The 19,331-nt window shown below is 66.2% G+C and carries 18 protein-coding genes; all 18 read right to left on the reverse strand.

Going from position 1 to position 19,331, the window contains the following annotated elements; genetic code table 11:
• Positions 1 to 6: 6 nt before the first annotated feature.
• The 18 genes from AC56LK_RS06615 to mraZ all read right to left on the reverse strand — a co-directional run bounded on the left by AC56LK_RS06615 (position 7) and on the right by mraZ (position 19,146).
• Positions 7 to 849 carry a DMT family transporter gene (locus AC56LK_RS06615; protein WP_497183950.1) on the reverse strand — a complete coding sequence of 281 codons (843 nt, stop codon included), beginning with the start codon at positions 847 to 849 and terminating at the stop codon, positions 7 to 9.
• Between the two features lie 35 nt (positions 850 to 884).
• Positions 885 to 1,334, reverse strand: a complete 450-nt coding sequence (locus tag AC56LK_RS06620) for a GNAT family N-acetyltransferase (protein ID WP_497183771.1) — start codon at positions 1,332 to 1,334, stop codon at positions 885 to 887.
• A 44-nt stretch (positions 1,335 to 1,378) separates the two neighbouring features.
• Complete coding sequence (locus AC56LK_RS06625; protein ID WP_497183772.1) at positions 1,379 to 1,882, reverse strand: peroxiredoxin; 504 nt, start codon at positions 1,880 to 1,882, stop codon at positions 1,379 to 1,381.
• A 147-nt stretch (positions 1,883 to 2,029) separates the two neighbouring features.
• Positions 2,030 to 3,229: a cell division protein FtsZ gene (gene ftsZ / locus AC56LK_RS06630; protein WP_497183773.1), complete on the reverse strand. Its 1,200-nt coding sequence runs from the start codon at positions 3,227 to 3,229 to the stop codon at positions 2,030 to 2,032.
• Positions 3,230 to 3,400: 171 nt separating this feature from the next.
• A complete protein-coding gene (ftsA, locus tag AC56LK_RS06635) occupies positions 3,401 to 4,633 on the reverse strand; it encodes a cell division protein FtsA (RefSeq protein ID WP_436107381.1) in 1,233 nt (410 codons plus the stop codon).
• Positions 4,634 to 4,646: 13 nt separating this feature from the next.
• Positions 4,647 to 5,471, reverse strand: a complete 825-nt coding sequence (locus tag AC56LK_RS06640) for a cell division protein FtsQ/DivIB (RefSeq protein ID WP_497183774.1) — start codon at positions 5,469 to 5,471, stop codon at positions 4,647 to 4,649.
• A 6-nt stretch (positions 5,472 to 5,477) separates the two neighbouring features.
• Positions 5,478 to 6,461, reverse strand: a complete 984-nt coding sequence (locus AC56LK_RS06645) for a D-alanine--D-alanine ligase (RefSeq protein ID WP_497183775.1) — start codon at positions 6,459 to 6,461, stop codon at positions 5,478 to 5,480.
• A gap of 4 nt (positions 6,462 to 6,465) precedes the next feature.
• Positions 6,466 to 7,854 (reverse strand): UDP-N-acetylmuramate--L-alanine ligase, encoded by a 1,389-nt coding sequence (murC, locus tag AC56LK_RS06650; RefSeq protein ID WP_497183776.1) that lies wholly within the window; start codon positions 7,852 to 7,854, stop codon positions 6,466 to 6,468.
• Positions 7,851 to 8,924: an undecaprenyldiphospho-muramoylpentapeptide beta-N-acetylglucosaminyltransferase gene (murG, locus tag AC56LK_RS06655; RefSeq protein ID WP_497183777.1), complete on the reverse strand. Its 1,074-nt coding sequence runs from the start codon at positions 8,922 to 8,924 to the stop codon at positions 7,851 to 7,853. Before murG ends, murC begins: the two co-directional genes overlap by 4 nt.
• On the reverse strand, positions 8,921 to 10,138 hold the full coding sequence (ftsW, locus tag AC56LK_RS06660) for a putative lipid II flippase FtsW (protein ID WP_497183778.1): 1,218 nt from the start codon (positions 10,136 to 10,138) through the stop codon (positions 8,921 to 8,923). The genes murG and ftsW overlap by 4 nt, the downstream gene beginning before the upstream one ends.
• Positions 10,138 to 11,637: a UDP-N-acetylmuramoyl-L-alanine--D-glutamate ligase gene (murD, locus tag AC56LK_RS06665; RefSeq protein WP_497183779.1), complete on the reverse strand. Its 1,500-nt coding sequence runs from the start codon at positions 11,635 to 11,637 to the stop codon at positions 10,138 to 10,140. Before murD ends, ftsW begins: the two co-directional genes overlap by 1 nt.
• A complete protein-coding gene (gene mraY / locus AC56LK_RS06670) occupies positions 11,637 to 12,806 on the reverse strand; it encodes a phospho-N-acetylmuramoyl-pentapeptide-transferase (protein ID WP_436107388.1) in 1,170 nt (389 codons plus the stop codon). Before mraY ends, murD begins: the two co-directional genes overlap by 1 nt.
• Position 12,807: 1 nt before the next feature.
• Entirely contained in the window at positions 12,808 to 14,175 is a 1,368-nt protein-coding gene (locus tag AC56LK_RS06675) for a UDP-N-acetylmuramoyl-tripeptide--D-alanyl-D-alanine ligase (RefSeq protein ID WP_497183780.1), read from the reverse strand.
• The gene (locus AC56LK_RS06680; protein ID WP_497183781.1) at positions 14,175 to 15,695 is read right to left on the reverse strand and encodes a UDP-N-acetylmuramoyl-L-alanyl-D-glutamate--2,6-diaminopimelate ligase; all 1,521 of its coding nucleotides are present in this window, start codon (positions 15,693 to 15,695) and stop codon (positions 14,175 to 14,177) included. The genes AC56LK_RS06675 and AC56LK_RS06680 overlap by 1 nt, the downstream gene beginning before the upstream one ends.
• Positions 15,695 to 17,470 carry a peptidoglycan D,D-transpeptidase FtsI family protein gene (locus AC56LK_RS06685; protein WP_497183782.1) on the reverse strand — a complete coding sequence of 592 codons (1,776 nt, stop codon included), beginning with the start codon at positions 17,468 to 17,470 and terminating at the stop codon, positions 15,695 to 15,697. Before AC56LK_RS06685 ends, AC56LK_RS06680 begins: the two co-directional genes overlap by 1 nt.
• Positions 17,467 to 17,739 carry a cell division protein FtsL gene (gene ftsL, locus AC56LK_RS06690; RefSeq protein ID WP_497183783.1) on the reverse strand — a complete coding sequence of 91 codons (273 nt, stop codon included), beginning with the start codon at positions 17,737 to 17,739 and terminating at the stop codon, positions 17,467 to 17,469. Before ftsL ends, AC56LK_RS06685 begins: the two co-directional genes overlap by 4 nt.
• Positions 17,736 to 18,731 carry a 16S rRNA (cytosine(1402)-N(4))-methyltransferase RsmH gene (rsmH, locus tag AC56LK_RS06695; protein ID WP_497183951.1) on the reverse strand — a complete coding sequence of 332 codons (996 nt, stop codon included), beginning with the start codon at positions 18,729 to 18,731 and terminating at the stop codon, positions 17,736 to 17,738. Before rsmH ends, ftsL begins: the two co-directional genes overlap by 4 nt.
• The gene (mraZ, locus tag AC56LK_RS06700) at positions 18,718 to 19,146 is read right to left on the reverse strand and encodes a division/cell wall cluster transcriptional repressor MraZ (RefSeq protein ID WP_027867878.1); all 429 of its coding nucleotides are present in this window, start codon (positions 19,144 to 19,146) and stop codon (positions 18,718 to 18,720) included. Before mraZ ends, rsmH begins: the two co-directional genes overlap by 14 nt.
• Positions 19,147 to 19,331: the final 185 nt, after the last annotated feature.

Consider the following 19,331-nt stretch of genomic DNA (forward strand, 5'->3'; position numbering starts at 1 on the left):
AGCCTCCTAGGGGTGATCCGATTCCACGTGCACTGTTTCGTGGCGAATCAGATACATGCCGCTGCCGATGATGATCGCCGCGCCCAGCACCGTCCAGCCGTCCGGCAGGGTTTGCCACAGCAGCCAGTCGAGGCCGACGGCCCAGGCCAGCGCCGTGTATTCGAAGGGCGCCACGCTCGAGGCATCGCCCTTGGCGAAGGCTTCGGTGATCGCCAGCTGGCCGATGAAGCCGCTCAGGGCCAGGCCCAGCAGCAAGGGCGCGTCGCTCATCCGCATGCCGACCCAGCCGGGCGCCGCCAATGCGCTGGCGCCGACCGACATCATCAGCATCAGCCAGAACACCATGTGTTCGCTGCGGTCGGTGCGGGCCAGGATGCCCACCGTGATCGCCGAGACGGCGTACATCGAGGCCGCGCCCAGCACCGCCAGGCCGCCGATGGTGAGGAAACCCGCGCCGCTGGGGCGCAGCACCACCAGTACGCCGCCCAGTCCCACGCCGATCGCGATCCAGCGCGCCGCGTCGACGCGCTCCTTCAGGAACCAGACCGACAGGGCGGTGATGATCGCAGGGGCGATGAAGAAGATCGTGTAGGCCTCGGCCAGCGACAGCTTGCGGATGCCGAAGGCGAAGAAGCTGAGCATCGCGATGCCCAGCACCGCCCGCAGGATGTGCAGCGGCCAGCGGATGCGGAAGATGTCGCCGTAGCCGACCTTGATGCCGACGTAGACGACGATCAGCGGCAGCGAGGTGAGCGAACGCAGCGCGGCCACCTGGATGGCCGGGTAGCGCTGGGACAGCAGCTTCATCACCGTGTCCATCAGTGCGAACATGAAGACGGCCAGCACCATCGCATAGATGCTGGTCAGGTTGCCGGCGGGCCGCTTCACAGGCTCTTTTCCATGAACAGGCTCAAGGGATCGGGCCGGTAGTCGCCGAAGGGCGCGCAGCGCACGTAGCCGGCACGTTCGTACAGGCCGATCGCGTCAAGCTGGTGAATGCCGGTCTCCAGCCGCAAGACCTGCAGGCCGGACATCTTCGCGAACATTTCCAGGTAGTCCAGCAGCTGGCGCCCGGTGCCACCGCCGCGGCGCACCGGATCGACGAACATGCGCTTGATCTCGCCGTAGCCCTCGCGCCTGACCAGGGCGGCACAGCCCACCGCCCTGCCCTCGACGTCGCGCGCGACCAGGAACAGGACGCCGTCCTGCAGCAGGGACGCGATGTCCATCAAGTGGTTCGATTCGGCCGGATACAGCGACGCGCAGTAGGCATCGAGCTGTTCCAGCATGGCCCGCACTTCGGGCTGGTCGGGAGTTTCGGCGTTGATGATCATGATAAAAAACGGCGCCGCAGCGCCGTTCACAGGGGTTGCGAAGATTAGCCCAGCTGTTCCAGCATCTTTTCGGCGCTCGAGACTTCGAAGCCGGCGGTTTCCACGTTCAGCTGCTTGACGACGCCGTCTTCGACCAGCATCGAGTAGCGCTTGCAGCGGGTGCCCATGCCATGCTTCGAGAAGTCGGCGTCCAGGCCCAGGGCCTTCGAGTAATCGGCATTGCCGTCGGCCATCATGCGCACGATGCCGGTGGCTTTCTGGTCGCGGCCCCAGGCGCCCATCACGAAGGCGTCGTTGACCGAGATGCACCAGATTTCGTCGACGCCCTTGGCGCGCAAATCCTCGGCGTTCTTGACATAGCCCGGCACGTGCTGGGCCGAGCAGGTCGGGGTGTAGGCACCCGGCAGGCCGAAGATGACGATCTTCTTGCCCTTGACGAGGTCAGCGACCTGGAAGGTGTTCGGGCCGAGCGAGCAGCCCGCGGTTTCGGTTTCGATGAATTCCGACAGGGTGCCTTCCGGCAGGCGGTCGCCGATCTGGATGGTCATGGGGTGTGCTCCTTCAAGTGTTTTGAGAATTCGGCAATTATCGCCGATGTGGCGATGGTCTGCAGAGGGATCGCCAGAAGTGCCCGCCACAGGCAGCAAAGAAAAAAGGCCAGCTTGCGCTGGCCTTCGGGTTCGACTCAAACCGGCTTAGTCAGCCTGCTTGCGCAGGAAGGCCGGAATGTCGTAGGTCTCGACACCGTTGCGCTGCATCGCCTGCACCTGCTCCGATGCCTGCTCGCGGCGCCACACGGCCGGCTGCTTCATGCCGCCCACGGCGTCGCCTGCATGGCCCATGGCCAGGCCGCCGGCAACCGACGACGCACCGGCCATCACCGGTGCGTTGTAGCCGTGGGTACCGGTGCGCAGCACCTGCTGCGGCTGCACCAGCTGCATCTTCTTGTTCTTGCCCAGGCCGGTCGCGACCACGGTCACGCGCAGCTCGTCGCCCATGGCGTCGTCGTAGGCGATGCCCTGTGCGATCGACGCGTCCGGTGCGGCGAAGGCGCGCACCGCAGCCATGACTTCCTTGATCTCCTTACCCTTCAGGCCACGGCTGGCGGTCACGTTGACCAGCACGCCCTTGGCGCCCGACAGGTCGATGCCGTCCAGCAGCGGCGAAGCCACGGCCTGCTCGGCGGCGATGCGCGCACGGTCCACGCCCGAGGCGGTCGCGGTGCCCATCATGGCCTTGCCCTGCTCGCTCATGATGGTCTTGACGTCGTTGAAGTCGACGTTGATGTGGCCCGGGACGTTGATGATCTCGGCGATACCGGCAACGGCGTTGTTCAGGACGTCGTCGGCGTGCTTCATCCAGTCGAGCATCGACTCGTCTTCGTAGATGTCTTCCAGCTTCTCGTTCAGGATGACGATCAGCGAGTCGACGTGCTTGGACAGCTCTTCCAGGCCGGATTCCGCCACCTGCATGCACTTGTCGCCTTCGTAGGAGAACGGCTTCGAGACCACGGCCACGGTCAGCGCACCCATGGTCTTGGCCACTTCGGCGACGATCGGCGCGGCGCCGGTACCGGTGCCGCCGCCCATGCCGGCTGCGATGAAGACCATGTGCGCGCCGCGCAGCGCGTCTTCGATGCGCGAACGCGACTGCTCGGCGAGCTGGCGGCCGACTTCAGGACGCATGCCCGCACCCAGGCCGGACTCGCCGATCTGGATGATGTTGTTGGCGCCCGAAACCGCCAGCGCCTGTGCATCCGTATTTGCGGCGATGAACTCGACACCGGACACACCCTTGTTGATCATGTGCTGAACCGCGTTGCCACCGGCGCCGCCGACGCCGACAACTTTGATCACGGTCCCCAGTGCTGCGTTATCGACCATATCGAACTCCATATGAACTCCCAATTTTCAAGATGCCGCTTCCGTTTCAAGACTGGTGCCAGGCCCCTGGCAGAGCCTTGAAACCGGAAGTAGCGATTGTATTTAAAAAATCTTTACCCGTGGACGATTTGTTGCTGCCGTACTAAAAATTTTCGTGCCCTGCCTACCCTACAACTGCGACCTTTAAAAATTCCCCGCTATCCATTCCTTCATCCGCTGCCACACCGCCTTCACCGAACCATCCTGACGCGTGACAATGTGCCCGCGCAGGTACTGCTTCTTCGCTTCCAGCAGCAGGCCGAGCACCGTGGCGTAGCGTGGGCTGCGCACGACGTCGGCCAGCTGGCCGCGGTAGTCCGGCGTGCCGAGGCGCGCCGGTTTGAGGAAAATGTCTTCTGCCATTTCGATCATGCCCGGCATGATCGAGCTGCCGCCGGTGAGCACGATGCCCGACGAGAGCACGCCCTCGTAGCCCGACTCGCGCACCACCGTGTGCACCATCGCGAACAGTTCTTCGACGCGCGGCTCGATCACGGCCGCCAGCGCCTGGCGCGACAGGGCGCGCGGTCCGCGGTCGCCCAGCCCCGGCACTTCCAGGGTCTCGCCCGGGTCGGCCAGCACCTGCTTGGCCACGCCGTAGCGGATCTTGATGTCCTCGGCTTCGCCGGTCGGGGTGCGCAGCGCCATCGCGATGTCGCTGGTGATCTGGTCGCCCGCGATCGGCAGCACCGCCGTGTGGCGGATGGCGCCGTCGGAGAACACGGCGATGTCGGTGGTGCCGCCGCCGATGTCGATCAGGACCACGCCCAGCTCTTTTTCGTCGACCGTCAGCACGGCGTCGGCCGAGGCCATCGGCTGCAGGATCAGGTCCGAGACCTCGAGCCCGCAACGGCGCACGCACTTTACAATATTCTGGACCGCGGACACCGCACCGGTGACGATGTGCACGCGCACTTCCAGGCGGATGCCGCTCATGCCGATCGGCTCGCGCACGTCTTCCTGGTTGTCGACGATGAATTCCTGCGGCACCGTGTGCAGCAGCTGCTGGTCGGTCGGGATGTTGACCGCCTTGGCGGTCTCGATCACGCGCGCCACGTCGGTGGCGGTCACTTCCTTGTCCTTGATCGCAACCATGCCGCTCGAATTGAACGAACGGATATGGCTGCCGGCGATGCCAGCATAGACATTGCGGATCTTGCAGTCGGCCATCAGCTCCGCTTCCTCGAGCGCGCGCTGGATCGACTCGACGGTGGCCTCGATGTTCACGACCACGCCTTTCTTCAATCCTTTCGACTCGTGCTGACCGAGGCCGATCACCTCGTGGCGTCCATCGGACATCACTTCGGCCACGACCGCCACCACCTTCGAGGTGCCGATGTCGAGGCCGACGATCAGGTTCTTCGCGTCTTTAGTCATTGCTGTTGCCTGCTTATGTTTGCTTGGTTGTGTTATTCGGTTGATTCGGCTTCTTTTTCACTGGCTTCACCGGCTTGGTGGCATCGATCGGCACCGCCAGCGCCGCCGAGGACAGCGCCAGGCCGTTCGGATAGCGCATGTCGATGGTGTCGATGCGCCCTTCCTGCAGCCGCGCGACCATCTGCGGGTAGACGCCCACCAGCCGCTGCACGCGCTTTTTCAGCGTGTCCTGGTCCTTCTCGCGGCCGAGCGCCACGCTCATGCCGTTGTCCAGCTTGACGGTCCAGGCGTAGCGCTCGGACAGCGACAAGGCCTGCGGCGCCAGCTGGACCGGCGCGAACAGCGCACGCAGCTCGGTGAAGCGCGCCAGCACTTCCTTCTCGCTGCCCCGCGGACCCTCGAAGGCCGGCAGCACGTGATCGTCGTCGGCCTCGGCCAGGTTGGCGGTGAACACGTCGCCCTTGACCGACAGCAGGCGGCCATCCTCGCCCCAGGTGCCGAGCGCCTCGTGCTCTTCCACCTCGACGATCAGCTGGTTCGGCCACTCGCGGCGCACCGTGGCGCGGCGCACCCAGGGCACGGTCTCGAAGGTGGCCCGCACCTGTTCCAGGTCCGTCGTGAAGAAGTTGCCGCGAATTTTGCCGATCACGCCGTTGCGCACCGTCAGTTCGTTCACGTGGCGCAGCGGCAGCTGGTACATGCTTTCCACCGTCACCGCGCGCAGCGAGAACATGGGCCGCTGCGACAGCCACCACACACCCGAGCCGATACAGGCGAGCACCACCAGCGCCACCAGGCTGCTGGCGCTTGCGTTGAGGGTGCGGACGTCATGCCACATGCGCGATCAGCCCTTTGCTTTCGCCATCTTGAGCCGGGCCGAGGCCAGGATCTCCAGGCACAGGTCTTCGTAGCTGATGCCCACCGCGCGCGCGGCCATCGGCACCAGCGAGTGCGAGGTCATGCCCGGCGAGGTGTTCACTTCCAGCAGGAAAGGACGCATGTCGTTCTCGCGCACCAGTACGTCGACCCGGCCCCAGCCCTCGCAGCCGAGCGCGCGGTAGGCGTTCACGGCGTGGCGCTGGATCTCTTCCGTCAGCGCCGCGTCCAGCTGCGCCGGGCAGTGGTACTGGGTGTCGTCGGTGAAGTACTTGTTCTGGTAGTCGTAGTTGCCTTCCGGGGCCACGATCTCGACGATCGGCAGCGCACGCGCCAGCTTGCCGGTGCCCAGCACGGCCACGGTGAACTCGCGGCCGGTGACGAATTCCTCGGCCAGCACCACCGGATCGAAGCCGATGGCCAGGTCGACCGCGGCCTTCAGTTCCTCGGGCTTGCTGACCTTGGTGATGCCGATGGTGGAGCCTTCGAGCGGCGGCTTGACGATCAGCGGCAGGCCGAGCGCCACCAGGACCTCGTCGAGGTCGGTGGACGGATCGATCGACATATAGTCCGGGGTCGGGATCTCGTCCATCTTCCAGATCTTCTTGGTGGTGATCTTGTCCATGCCGACGGCGGACGCCATCACGCCGCTGCCGGTATAGGGGATGCCGAGCTGTTCGAGCGCGCCCTGCAGGCTGCCGTCTTCGCCGTAGCGGCCGTGCAGCGCGATGAAGACGCGGTCGAATTTCTGTTCCGCCAGTTCGGCCAGGCTTTGCGTGCCCGGGTCGAAGGGGTGGGCGTCGACGCCGCGGCTCTTCAGGGCGTTGAGGACGCCGGTGCCGGACATGATCGATACATCACGCTCGGCGGAGCGGCCGCCGAAAAGCACGCCGACCTTGCCGAAGGATGCCGGGTCGAAGGTCGCAGTTTCATTAACCTTGGTTGCGTTCACGATGTTAAGCCTTTGGGTTGGTCAGTTGGTGCGGGACGCCGCTGATCGAGCCGGCGCCCATGGTCATGACGACGTCGCCGTCGCGCACCGCGTTCAGGATGGCGGCGGGCATGTCGGCGATCGTCTCGACGAAGATCGGTTCCACCTTGCCGCCGGTGCGCAGTGCGCGCGCCAGGGCGCGGCCGTCGGCGGCCACGATCGGCGCTTCGCCGGCCGGGTAGACGTCGGCCAGCAGCAGCACGTCCGGGGTGGCCAGCACTTTCACGAAGTCTTCGAACAGGTCGCGCGTGCGGCTGTAGCGGTGCGGCTGGAAAGCCAGCACCAGGCGGCGGTCCGGATAGGCGGCGCGCGCGGCAGCCAGGGTCACCTCGGTCTCGACCGGGTGGTGGCCGAAGTCGTCCACCAGGGTGAAGCTGCCGCCGCCGGGGATGGCGACCTCGCCGTAGCGGGTGAAGCGGCGGCCGACGCCGCTGAAATTCTGCAGGCCCTGGTTGGTCGCCTCGTCGCTGATGCCGATCTCGCGCGCGATCGCGATCGCCGAGCAGGCGTTCAGCACATTGTGCATGCCCGGCTGGTTCAGCACGAATTTGGTGTCCGGATAGCCCTGCTGGCGCACCGTGAAGTGCATCTGCACGCCTTCCGCATGGGCGTCCAGCGCGCGCACTTCGGCGCCTTCCGAGAAGCCGTAGGTCGTCACAGGCTTGGTCACCTGCGGCAGGATGGCGCGCACGTGCGGGTCGTCGATGCACAGCATGACGCGGCCGTAGAACGGCAGGCGGTGGGTGAAGTTCACGAACGCGGCCTTCAGCTTCTCGAAGTCGTGCTCGTAGGTTTCCATGTGGTCGGCGTCGATGTTGGTGATCACCTCGATCATCGGCGTCAGGTTCAGGAAAGAGGCGTCCGATTCGTCGGCCTCGGCCACGATGTAGTCGCCCGAGCCCAGCTTGGCATTCGCGCCGGCCGCGGTCAGGCGTCCGCCGATGACGAAGGTCGGATCGAGGCCGCCCGCGGCCAGCACCGAGGCCACCAGGCTGGTGGTGGTGGTCTTGCCGTGGGTGCCGGCGATCGCGATGCCGCGTTTCAGGCGCATCAGTTCGCCGAGCATGATGGCGCGCGGCACCACCGGCACCTTGGCGGCGCGGGCTGCCATCACTTCCGGATTCGCTTCGTTGACGGCGGTCGAGGTCACAACCACGTTGGCGCCGATCACGTGTTCGGCCGAGTGGCCGGTGTACACGCGCGCGCCCAGGTCCGCCAGGCGCTGGCTGGCCGCATTGCTGGTCAGGTCGGAGCCCGACACGTTATAGCCCAGATTGAGCAGCACTTCGGCGATGCCGCTCATGCCGCTGCCGCCGATGCCGACGAAATGGATGTTCTTGATCTTGTGTTTCATTGTTCCGCCAGTCGTTCCAATTCACGTGCGATCGCTTCGTTCGCGTCGCGCTTGCCCACCTTGTGCGCCGCCTGCGCCATTGCCAGGCAGTCCTCACGCGTCGTCGTTTGCAGAAGGCTTGCCAGCCGCTGCGGATTCAGTTCGCCCTGCGGCAGATACACGGCCGCCTTCTGCCCCGCCATCCAGACCGCGTTGTCGCGCTGGTGGCTGGTGGTGCTGGCGACGAAGGGCACCAGCACGCTGGCCACGCCGGCCGCCGTCAGTTCCGACACCGTGATCGCACCGGCGCGGCAGATCACCAGGTCGGCATTCGCGTAGCTGGCCGCCATGTCGTCGATGAAGTCGACCACGTTCGCTTCGACGCCGGCGGCCGCGTAGGCGGCGCGCAGGGCCTCGATGTTCTTCTTGCCCGACTGGTGGGTCACCAGCGGGCGCAGGGCCGGATCGATCTGGGCCAGCGCCGCCGGCACGCTGTCGTTCAGCACCTTGGCGCCCAGGCTGCCGCCAACCACCAGCACGCGCAGCGGACCGCTGCGGCCGGCGAAGCGTTCGGCGGGCAGCGGCAGGTCGAGGATCTGCTGGCGCACCGGATTGCCGGTGACGACCGCCTTGCCCGCGGCCTTGCCGAAATCGGCCGGGAAGCCGAACAGCACGCGCTGGGCGATCGGGGCCAGGGTCTTGTTCGACAGCAGCAGTGCGGCGTCGGCGTTCACGAGGGCCAGCGGCACGCCGCGCGTGCGCGCCATCATCCCGCCCGGCACCGTCACGTAGCCGCCCATGCCCAGCACCACGTCGGGCTTGCGCTGGCCGAGGTAGCGGCGGCAGGCCAGGAAGCTGGCGGCCATCTTGAAGGCGCCCTTCACGGTGTGGGCCAGGCCCTTGCCGCGCAGGCCGGCGAAGTCGATGCTGTCCATCGGGATGCCGGCCTTCGGCACCAGGTCGATTTCCATGCCGTGGGCGGTGCCCAGCCAGGACACTTCCCAGCCGCGCGCGCGCATGGTCTGGGCGATCGCGATGCCGGGGAAGATGTGGCCGCCGGTGCCGGCCGCCATGATCATCAGCCTCTTCATGTGCGGCCTCCGCGCATGCGCACCCGGTTTTCGTAGTCGATCCGCAGCAGGATCGCCAGGCCGATGCAGTTGAACATCACGCCCGAACCGCCAAAGCTCATCAGCGGCAGGGTCAGGCCCTTGGTCGGCAGCAGGCCCAGGTTCACGCCCATGTTGATGAAGGTCTGCGCGCCGATCCAGATGCCGATGCCCTTGGCGGCCAGGCCGGAGAAGATCTGGTCCAGGGCGATCGCCTGGCGGCCGATGTCGAAGGCGCGTTTCACCAGCCAGTAGAACATCGCGATCACGACCAGCACGCCGGCCAGGCCGAGCTCTTCGCCGATGACGGCCATGATGAAGTCGGTGTGCGCTTCCGGCAGGTAGAACAGCTTCTCGACGCTGCCGCCCAGGCCCACGCCAAAGAACTCGCCGCGGCCGAAGGCGATCAGCGAGTGGGTCAGCTGGTAGGCCTTGTCCAGCGCATGGCCGTCGGCCCACGGGTCGAGGTAGGCGAACATGCGGGCGCGGCGGAACGGCGACAGCGCGATGATCGCGCTGAAGATCAGCACCAGCAGCGCGCCGATGCCGCCGAACCAGATGATGTTGATCCCGCCCAGGAACAGGATGCCCATGGCGATGCAGACGATCACGCCGAAGGCGCCCAGGTCGGGCTCGAGCAGCAGCAGCATCCCGACCAGGCCGATCGCGGCCATCATCGGCAGGAAGCCCTTGGTCAGCTTGTGCATGTATTCCTGCTTGCGGACCGTGAAGTCGGCGGCATACAGCACGACGGCGATCTTCATCAGCTCCGAGGGCTGCAGGTTCATGACCTTCAGCGGCAGCCAGCGGCGCGCGCCGTTGACCGTCACGCCGACGCCGGGGATCAGCACGATCACCAGCAGCACCAGGGTGCCGATGAACATCATCGGCGCATATTTCTGCCACACCGCGATGGGGACCTGGAACACCACGGCGGCGGCGGCCATCGAGACCACGATGTAGGCCATCTGGCGGAACAGGAAGTACTCGTTCTTGTCGTTCAGGTAGGCGAACTTGGGCGAATCCGGCAGCGCGATCGAGGCCGAATACACCATCACCAGGCCGAACATCATGAGCAGCACGGTGACCCAGACCAGGGGCTGGTCGTAGTCCATCATCTTGGACGGACGGCTGCGCGCCGCGATGGTCGCGTCGCTGCTCGATCCGGAGAACTTGAACGGAATCTGGAAAGCCATCAGATCTCCTGCCCCTTCTCCAGTGCGATGTCGCGTACGGCATCGACGAACACCTGCGCGCGGTGCGCATAGTTCGTGAACATGTCGAGGCTGGCGCAGGCCGGCGACAGCAGCACCGCATCGCCCGGACGCGCCAGGCCGCTAGCGCGGCGCACCGCTTCCGGCAGGCCGGGCAGGTCGAAGGCCGGCACGCCGGTCGGCTCGATCGCGGCGCGCACCGCCGGCGCGTCGCGGCCGATCAGCAGCACCGCGCGCACGTAGCGCGACGCCGGGAGCGCCAGCGGCGCGAAATCCTGGCCCTTGCCGTCGCCGCCCGCGATCAGGAGGATCTGCTGGTCTTCGCCGGCGAAAGCCTTACCCAGGCCTTCCAGCGCGGCGACGGTGGCGCCCACGTTGGTGCCCTTGCTGTCGTCGTAGTAGTCGACGCCGTCGATGTTGGCGACCAGCTCGACGCGGTGCGGTTCGCCCGCGTACTCGCGCAGCCCGTGCAGCAGCGGCGCCAGCGGCAGGCCGCAGGCGCGGCACAGGGCCAGCGCGGCCAGCGCGTTCGAGGCGTTGTGCAGGCCGCGGATCTTGAGGGCGTCGGCCGGCATCAGGCGATTCACGCCGACTTCGACGGGCGCTGCGATCTCGCCCTTCTTCAGTTTCTTCGCCGGCTCCTCATCGAGGGCCACGGCATTCGCGAGCCACAGCACGCCGCGCTCGTTGACCAGGCCGAAGCTGTTCGGCTCCAGCGGTTCGCCGGTGCCGAAGGTGGTGGCCGGGGTGTCGACGGCGCTCATGCGCATCACGATGGCGTCGTCGCGATTCAGCACGCGGACCGTGTCGCTGCCGAAGATGCGCGCCTTGTCGGCCGCATAGGCATCCATGCTGCCGTGCCAGTCGAGGTGGTCCTGGGTCAGGTTCAGCACGGTGGCGGCATCGGCCTGCAGGCTGAAGGTGGTGTGCAGCTGGAAGCTCGACAGCTCGAGCACCCAGGCCTGCGGCAAGTCGTCGCCGTCCAGGCATTCGCGCAGCACGTCGAGGGCGGCCGGGCTGATGTTGCCGGCCACGCGGGTGCTCAGGCCGGCGCGGCGGCACAGCAGGCCGGTCAGGCTGGTCACCGTGGTCTTGCCGTTGGTGCCGGTGATGGCGATGACTTTCGGCGCATAGCCGCGTTCCGTGCGCAGGTGGGCGAGCGCCTGCGCGAACAGTTCGATCTCGCCCCACACCGGGATGTTGCGTGCACGCGCCGCCGGGCCGATGTCGGCCAGTTCGCGGTTCGGCGCCAGGCCCGGGCTGACGGCGACGAAGTCGACGCCGTCGAGCAGGTCCACACCGAATTCGCCGCCGACAAATTCCGCGGTCGGCACCGCCTGGCGCAGGGCGAACAGGCGTTGCGGCTCGGTGCGGGTGTCTGCCACGCGCACGCGCGCCCCGCCCCTGGCCAGCCATTGCGCCATCGCCAGCCCGGATTCGCCCAGGCCCAGCACCAATGCGGATTTGCCTTCGTAGTTCATCAGCGCAGTTTCAAAGTGGACAAGCCGACAAGGACCAGCATCATGGTCACGATCCAGAAGCGGACCACGACCTTGGTCTCCTTCCAGCCCTTTTGTTCGAAGTGGTGGTGCAGCGGCGCCATCAGGAACACGCGGCGCCCGGCGCCATAGCGCTTCTTGGTGTACTTGAACCAGCTGACCTGGATGATCACCGACAGGGTCTCGGCCACGAACACGCCGCCCATGATGAACAGGACGATTTCCTGGCGCACGATGACGGCGATGGTGCCGAGCGCGCCGCCCAGCGCCAGCGCGCCGACGTCGCCCATGAACATCTGCGCCGGGTGCGCGTTAAACCACAGGAAGGCCAGGCCCGCGCCGGCCATCGCGCCGCAGAAGATCAGCAGTTCGCCGGCGCCCGGGATGTAGGGGATGAACAGGTATTTCGAGAAGGTCGCGCTGCCGGTCAGGTAGGCGAACAGGCCGAGGGCGCCGCCGACCATCACGGTCGGCATGATCGCCAGGCCGTCGAGGCCGTCGGTGAAGTTGACCGCGTTCGAGGAGCCGACGATGACGCAATAGGTCAGCGCGATGAAGCCCCACACGCCCAGCGGATAGCTGATCGACTTGAAGAAGGGGACGATCAGGTCGGCCTTGGGCGGCAGGGTCATCGAGAAGCCCGACTGCACCCAGGCGTAGAACAGCTGCAGCACTTCCCAGGGGTTCGCGGCCGACACCGAGAACGCCAGGTAGAGCGCCGAGGCGATGCCGATCAGCGACATCCAGAAATACTTTTCGCCCGAGCGCATGCCTTCCGGGTCTTTATAGACCACCTTGCGGTAGTCATCGACCCAGCCGATGGCGCCGAAGCCCATGGTCACGACCAGCACCGGCCAGATCAGGCGGTTCGACAGGTCGCACCACAGCAGGGTCGAGATGCCGATCGAGATCAGGACCAGCACGCCGCCCATGGTCGGGGTGCCGTGCTTGGCCAGGTGGGTCTGCGGACCGTAGGTGCGCACGGCCTGGCCGACCTTCATGGCGGTCAGCTTGCGGATCACGGCCGGGCCGCAGATCAGGCCGATGGTGATCGCGGTGATGGTCGCGAAGACCGCGCGGAACGTGATGTAGTTGAACACGCGCAGCGGACCGAGGTAGTCCTGGAAGTATTGGGCGAGCCAGAGAAGCATGTTAGTGGGCGTCCTTGCTAGGTGTTGATCCGGTCAGGTGCTGGACCACGCGCTCCATCTTCATGAAGCGCGAGCCCTTCACCAGCACAGTTGCTGTCGTATTGCCGCCCAGAGTGACATCCAGTGCTGCCAATAATTCGTCGAACTGCTCGTAATGCCGTGCTCCCGACGCGCCCAGGTGGCGTGCCAGTTCGCCAGTGGCGAGCACGTGTTCGATGCCACGCTCTTGGGCGTAGGCACCGACTTCTTCGTGAAACTCCCGTCCCTGCGTGCCGACTTCGCCCATGTCGCCGACCACCAGGACGCGCGGGGCCGGATAGGCGGCCAGCACGTCGATCGCGGCGCGCATCGAGTCGGGATTCGCGTTGTAGCTGTCGTCGATGACGGTCGCACCGTTGGCGGCCTGCTTGCGCTGCAGGCGGCCGCCGACCGGGGCGAAGCTCTCCAGGCCGCGCACGATGGCGTCCTGCGGGATGCCGGCGGCGAGGGTGCTGGCGATCGCAGCCAGCGCATTGCGTACGTTGTGGTCGCCGGCCGCGGCCAGCTTCAGCGTGAACTGGGCGCCGCCCGCCGTCACCTGCAGTTCGTTGCCGAAACCGGTCGAGGTGTAGCTGGCGCGCACGTCGCAGTCCTCGCTCAGGCCGAAGCTCAGCACCGGGCACGGCGCGATGCCGCGCCACAGGTCGGTATAGGTATCGTCGCCCGGGAACACGGCCCTGCCGTTCGGCGGCAGCGCCGCCAGCACCGAGCCGTTCTCGCGCGCCACCGCTTCCACGGTGTGCATGAATTCCTGGTGCTCGCGCTGGGCGTTGTTGACCATCGCGACCGAAGGCACGGCGATCGCGGCCAGGCGGCCGATTTCGCCCGGATGGTTCATGCCCATCTCGATCACGGCGGCGCGGTGCTGCGGCCCCAGGCGGAACAGGGTCAGCGGCACGCCGATTTCGTTGTTCAGGTTGCCCTGCGTGGCCAGGCGCGCGCCTTCGCCGAAGGCGGCGGCCAGGATCGCGGCGATCATTTCCTTGACCGTGGTCTTGCCGTTCGAGCCGGTCACACCGATCACGGGGATGTCGAACTGCATGCGCCAGAAGTTGGCGATGCGGCCCAGCGCCGCCAGGGTGTCCGGCACGACGATCGCCGGCAGCGTCCAGCCGTCCGGCACTGCATGGACGACGACCGCGGCCACGCCGCGTGCGGCGACCTGGTCGAGGAAGGCGTGCGCATCGAAGGTCTCGCCCTTGAGCGCGATGAACAGCGCACCGCTAGGGGCCGTACGGCTGTCGGTCGACACGCCATCGAAGGCCAGGTCGGCGCCGACGAGCTGCGCGCCCGGGATCGCGGTAACCAGTTCTGCAAGCGTAGCGCGCATCAATGGGTCCTCATCATGGTGAGCCGCGCGGTCAATGCCAGCGAAGCGTGGTCGGCGTCGGAGAAGGGCAGCTTCTTGCCCTTGATTTCCTGGTAGGGTTCATGGCCCTTCCCTGCCAGCAGGATCACGTCCTGCTTGCCGGCGTTCTTCACGGCCAGCAGGATCGCGGTGGCGCGGTCTTCCACAGCTTGATATTCTTTCCCGATGCCGGCCACGATCTGGGCGATGATGTTCGCCGGCTCTTCGCTGCGCGGGTTGTCGCTGGTGACCAGGATGTGGTCGGCCGCCTGGGCCACGGCGCCCATCTGCGGGCGCTTGCCCGGATCGCGGTCGCCGCCGCAGCCGAACACGCACCACAGTTCGCCGTTGCGTTCCTGTGCCACCTGGCGCAGTGCGTGCAAGGTCTTTTCCAGCGCGTCCGGGGTGTGCGCATAGTCGATCACGACCATCGGCGCGTCCTGGCCGCCGATCTGCTGCATGCGGCCCGGGGCCGGCTGCAAGGCTTCGATCGCCTCCACGGCCGCTTTCAAGGGCGTGCCCCTGGCCAGCAGCGCGCCCAGCACCGCCAGTGCATTGCTGACGTTGAAGTGGCCGACCAGCTGGGTCTTTAGGCTCGCGCTGCCGGCCGGGGTGTCGACTGCGAATTCGGTGCCCGCGTGGCGGCTGCGCATGCTGGCGGCGCGCAGGATGGCGACGCCGTCGATGGCGGGCTGCGCGGCTTCGTCCTTGAGCGTGTAGCCGGTGACCGGCAGCTGCGCGAAGTTCCTGCGCAGGTGGGCCACCAGGCGCAGGCCGGCCGGGTCGTCCAGGTTGACGACCGCGTTCTTCAGGCCTTCCCACTCGAACAGCTTCACCTTGGCGGCCTCGTAGCTCTCCATGTCGCCATGGAAGTCGAGGTGGTCGCGGGTCAGGTTGGTGAAGATGGCGACGTCGAAATGCATGCCGGCGGTGCGCTCCTGCACCAGGCCGATGGACGAGACTTCGATGGCCAGCGCGCCGGCTTCCCGGGCGCGCAGGTCGGCAAGGGTCTGGGCCAGCAGCACCGCGTCCGGCGTGGTGTAGCCGGTGGCGTCGAACTGCGGCTCGCCCCTGCCCTTCACGAGACCCACGCCCAGGGTGCCGACCACGGCGGCGGTCTCGCCGAGGCGCGCGAGCGCCTGGCCGGTCCACACCGCGATCGAGGTCTTGCCGTTGGTGCCGGTGACGCCGACGGTGAACATGCCGGCATCCGGCCTGCCCAGCACGCCGTGCGCGATCGGGCCCGCATTCGTCTTCAGCTCGGCCACGGCGAGATGCGCCACCTGGTGCGCGGCATCCCATTGGTAGCCGTCTTCTTCGTAGACGACGGCAGCTGCGCCGGCGAAAACCGCGGCGCCAATGAAGCTGCGGCCGTCCGCGCCTTCGCCCGGATAGGCGAAGAACACGTCTCCCGGCGCCACGCGGCGGGAGTCGGAAACGAGTCGGCCGCCTGGGGCGGCGGCGCGGATCCAATCGCAGATGTCGTTCAGGCTCATCGCCATCACAAGCTCTCCTCTACCGGTTCTGCCGGAATGATGATGTCGGTGATCGATGAGTCGGGCGGTATGTTCGCCGCCCGCAAGGCATTCGAGGCCAGGTCCGCGGCGGTCGGGGCGGCGACGCTGCCGCCTGTCCTGAGCGCGCCGCGCGGGTTGTCGATCATGACCGCGATGACGAAGCGCGGCTTGGACATCGGCGCGATGCCGACGAAGTAGCCGATGTTGTCGGTCTTCGAGTAGCGGCCGTTGACGATCTTTTCGGCGGTGCCGGTCTTGCCGCCCACGCGGTAGCCGGCCACCTGGGCTTTCGATGCGGTGCCTTCCGGGCCGACCACCGATTCGAGCATGGTGCGCACCTGGGCCGCGGTCTTCGGCGAGATCACCTGCTGGCCGACCGGCTCTTCGGTGACCTTCAGGAAGGACAGCGGGATGATGTCGCCGTCGCGCGCGAACACCATGTAGGAACGCGCCAGCTGCAGCAGCGAGACCGACAGGCCGTGGCCGAAGGACATGTTGGCGTACTCGATCGGCTTCCACGACTTCCATGGACGCACGCGGCCTGCGACGGCGCCCGGGAAGCCGAAGCGCGGCGCCTGGCCGTAACCGAGCTTGGTGTACAGCTCCCACATGTCCTTCGGCTCGAGCATCTGGGCGATCTTGACGGTGCCGACGTTCGAGGATTTCTGGATGATGCCGCTGACCGTGAGCGCGTCCTTCGGGTGCATGTCGCGGATCGGGCGGCCGCCCACGACGATGCGCCCGCCCGAGGTGTCGAACACGGTATCGGGCGTGATCTTCTTCTTTTCCAGCCCGAGCGCCACAGTGACCGGCTTCAGGGTCGACCCCGGCTCGAAGGTATCGGTGATGACGCGGTTGCGCAGCTGGGCGCCGGTCAGCTTGGCGCGGTCGTTCGGGTTGTAGGTCGGGTAGTTGGCCATGGCCAGCACTTCTCCGGTATGCACGTCCAGCACCACGGCGCCGCCTGCCTGGGCGTTGAATTTCTCGACCGCGTTCTTCACGCTGGTGAAGGCGATGTACTGCAGCTTGCTGTCGACCGACAGGGTCAGGTCCTTGCCGTGGTGCGGCTCGCGGAACATGCCCAGGTCTTCGGCGATGTGGCCGAGACGGTCGCGGATCACGCGGCGGCTGCCCGGCACGCCCATCAGGTTCTTCTGGTGGAACAGCTCCATGCCTTCCTGGCCGCGGTCCTCGACGTTGGTGAAGCCGACCATGTGGGTCATCACTTCGCCCTGCGGGTAGTAGCGCTTGTATTCCTTGCGGGTGTCGATCCCGTCGATCTTGAGCTTCTCGATCTGCTCGACCGCGTCCATCTCGACCTGGCGCTTGAGGTAGACGTAGCTGCGCTTGGTATCGAGCTTGGCGCGCAGCTCCGGCTCGGGCATCTCGAGCAGCCGCGCCAGCTCGGCCAGCTTGCCGGTGGGCCCGGCCAATACTTCTTTCGGGAAGGCGGCCACCGCCTTCACCGGCAGCGAGGACGCCAGCACCTGGCCGTTGCGGTCCATGATCTTGCCGCGCGCGGCCGGCAGTTCGACCAGGCGCTCGTAGCGGCTCTTGCCCTGCTTTTGCAGGAACTGGGTGGACACGCCCTGCAGCCAGAGCGCGCGCGCGGCCAGCGCGGCGAAGGCCGCGAACAGGACGAACAGCACCAGGCGCGAGCGCCAGCTCGGCACGTTCACGGCCAGGACCGGGCTTTTCGAGAAAGCCACGCCCTTGGAGGCGGCGACGCGCGCGGTGGCTCTGCGTTCCACGCGACTCATTTCGCCCCTTCCGTCAGGTATTGGGTACGGGCCGGGCTCAAGGGGGCCATGTTCAGGCTGGTGCGCGCGATCTGCTCGATGCGCTCGTTCTTGCCGAGGGTGGACTGGTCGAGCTGGAGCTGGGCCCAGTCGATGTCGAGCTGGCGCGCGTGCTGGTTCAGGCGCTCGAGCTCGATCAGCAGGTGGCGCGACTGGTAGCGCGCATTCACCACCGACAGCGCGCAGCCGACCACGGCTGCCGTCAGCAGGATGTTCAGCTTGACGCTCATGCCGGGCCTCCCAGCCGCTCGGCCACGCGCAGCACCGCCGAGCGGGCGCGCGGGTTAGCGCTCACTTCCGCATCGGACGGCTTGGTCTTGGTGATCAGTTTCATCAATGGCTGCGGCAGGTCGACGGCGCGGATCGGCAGCCGGCGGTCCGGCTGCTCGACTTTCGCCTTGGACGCCAGGAATTGCTTGACCATGCGATCTTCCAGCGAGTGGAAGCTGATCACGGACATGCGCGCCCCCGGCGCCAGCATCGCGTAGGCGGCGCTCAGACCTGCTTCAAGGTCTTCAAGCTCTTTATTGATGAAAATCCGGACAGCCTGAAAGGTCCGGGTTGCCGGATCTTTGCCCTTTTCGCGAGTCTTGACCGCGTTTGCCACGATTGCGGCAAGCTCTCGTGTGGTCGAAATTGGCTGGATTGCGCGGCGAGCAACAATCGCCTTTGCAATCTGGAAAGCAAACCGTTCTTCTCCATAATCCCGAATAACCTTTTCCAATTGTTGTTCCGTCGCGGTGGCCAGCCACTCGGCCGCGGACATCCCACGCGTGGTGTCCATGCGCATGTCGAGCGGGCCATCCTGGCGGAAACTGAATCCGCGGGTGGCGTCGTCCACCTGGGGCGACGAAATACCAAGGTCCAGCAAGATGCCGTCCACCTGGCTGATGCCGCGCGCGGCCAGCGCGTCCAGCATCGTGGCAAAACTGTCATGCACGATCGTGAAACGCGGATCGTTCACCTCTTGCGCGGTCGCGATCGCCTGCGGATCCTTGTCGAAGGCGATCAGGCGGCCCTGCGGCCCCAGGCGCGACAGGATCAGGCGGCTATGGCCGCCGCGGCCGAAGGTGCCATCTATATAAGTACCGTTGGCGCGCTCGCCCGTCAGGTCGAGTGCATCCACTGCTTCGTCCAGCAGCACCGTGCGATGCTGGAAGTCCCCTCCCTCCATGGCAGGCACCGTTACTATTTCCGTCATCGGCGCCTCAGAAGGAGAAATTGGAAAGGACATCAGGCATGCCGCCGGCAACGGCCTCGGCTTCGCTTTCGGCAAGCTTGGCGGCATCCCAGATTTCGAAATGGGTGCCCATGCCCAACATCATGACTTCTTTCTCCAAACCCACGGCGGCGCGCAGTTCGGGCGAAATCAGCACCCGGCCTGCACTGTCCAACTCGACATCGCACGCGTTACCAAGGAAAATGCGCTGCCACGCACGGGCCGACATCGGCCAGGCGGCGATCTGCTCGCGGTGCTGTTCCCACACGGGACGCGGGAAGAACAGCAGGCAGCCATGCGGATGCTTGGTCAGCGTCATCCGGCCTTCGCACTGGACCGCGAGGGCGTCACGATGCTTTGCCGGAATCGACATCCGGCCTTTTGCATCGAGGTTGATCGCTGACGCGCCCTGGAACACGTATTTACCTAGCTTGGAGAATTATCAATTTAGAATTTTTTGGCCGCTCGAGGTTCCGAAAATCCCCCACAAATCGACACTTTTTCACACTGTTTCCCACTTTATTGGAATCAATGTTGGTGGTCAAGCGAATTCACGCTTGGCAAATCCGAATTTGTCTAATGAAACCAAGGACTTAGCGGCAG

The sequence above is a fragment of the Telluria sp. ZB4P36 genome, from assembly GCF_059685865.1.

What these genes read in the sequence shown, in the direction of transcription:
- ftsL (WP_497183783.1), bottom strand. Translation starts at nt 17,739, where the DNA reads ATGAGCGTCAAGCTGAACATCCTGCTGACGGCAGCCGTGGTCGGCTGC.
- AC56LK_RS06685 (WP_497183782.1), bottom strand. Translation starts at nt 17,470, where the DNA reads ATGAGTCGCGTGGAACGCAGAGCCACCGCGCGCGTCGCCGCCTCCAAG.
- ftsW (WP_497183778.1), bottom strand. Translation starts at nt 10,138, where the DNA reads ATGGCTTTCCAGATTCCGTTCAAGTTCTCCGGATCGAGCAGCGACGCG.
- AC56LK_RS06675 (WP_497183780.1), bottom strand. Translation starts at nt 14,175, where the DNA reads ATGCGCGCTACGCTTGCAGAACTGGTTACCGCGATCCCGGGCGCGCAG.
- murD (WP_497183779.1), bottom strand. Translation starts at nt 11,637, where the DNA reads ATGAACTACGAAGGCAAATCCGCATTGGTGCTGGGCCTGGGCGAATCC.
- AC56LK_RS06640 (WP_497183774.1), bottom strand. Translation starts at nt 5,471, where the DNA reads ATGTGGCATGACGTCCGCACCCTCAACGCAAGCGCCAGCAGCCTGGTG.
- AC56LK_RS06620 (WP_497183771.1), bottom strand. Translation starts at nt 1,334, where the DNA reads ATGATCATCAACGCCGAAACTCCCGACCAGCCCGAAGTGCGGGCCATG.
- mraY (WP_436107388.1), bottom strand. Translation starts at nt 12,806, where the DNA reads ATGCTTCTCTGGCTCGCCCAATACTTCCAGGACTACCTCGGTCCGCTG.
- ftsA (WP_436107381.1), bottom strand. Translation starts at nt 4,633, where the DNA reads ATGACTAAAGACGCGAAGAACCTGATCGTCGGCCTCGACATCGGCACC.
- AC56LK_RS06625 (WP_497183772.1), bottom strand. Translation starts at nt 1,882, where the DNA reads ATGACCATCCAGATCGGCGACCGCCTGCCGGAAGGCACCCTGTCGGAA.
- murC (WP_497183776.1), bottom strand. Translation starts at nt 7,854, where the DNA reads ATGAAACACAAGATCAAGAACATCCATTTCGTCGGCATCGGCGGCAGC.
- ftsZ (WP_497183773.1), bottom strand. Translation starts at nt 3,229, where the DNA reads ATGGAGTTCGATATGGTCGATAACGCAGCACTGGGGACCGTGATCAAA.
- AC56LK_RS06680 (WP_497183781.1), bottom strand. Translation starts at nt 15,695, where the DNA reads ATGGCGATGAGCCTGAACGACATCTGCGATTGGATCCGCGCCGCCGCC.
- AC56LK_RS06615 (WP_497183950.1), bottom strand. Translation starts at nt 849, where the DNA reads ATGGTGCTGGCCGTCTTCATGTTCGCACTGATGGACACGGTGATGAAG.
- murG (WP_497183777.1), bottom strand. Translation starts at nt 8,924, where the DNA reads ATGAAGAGGCTGATGATCATGGCGGCCGGCACCGGCGGCCACATCTTC.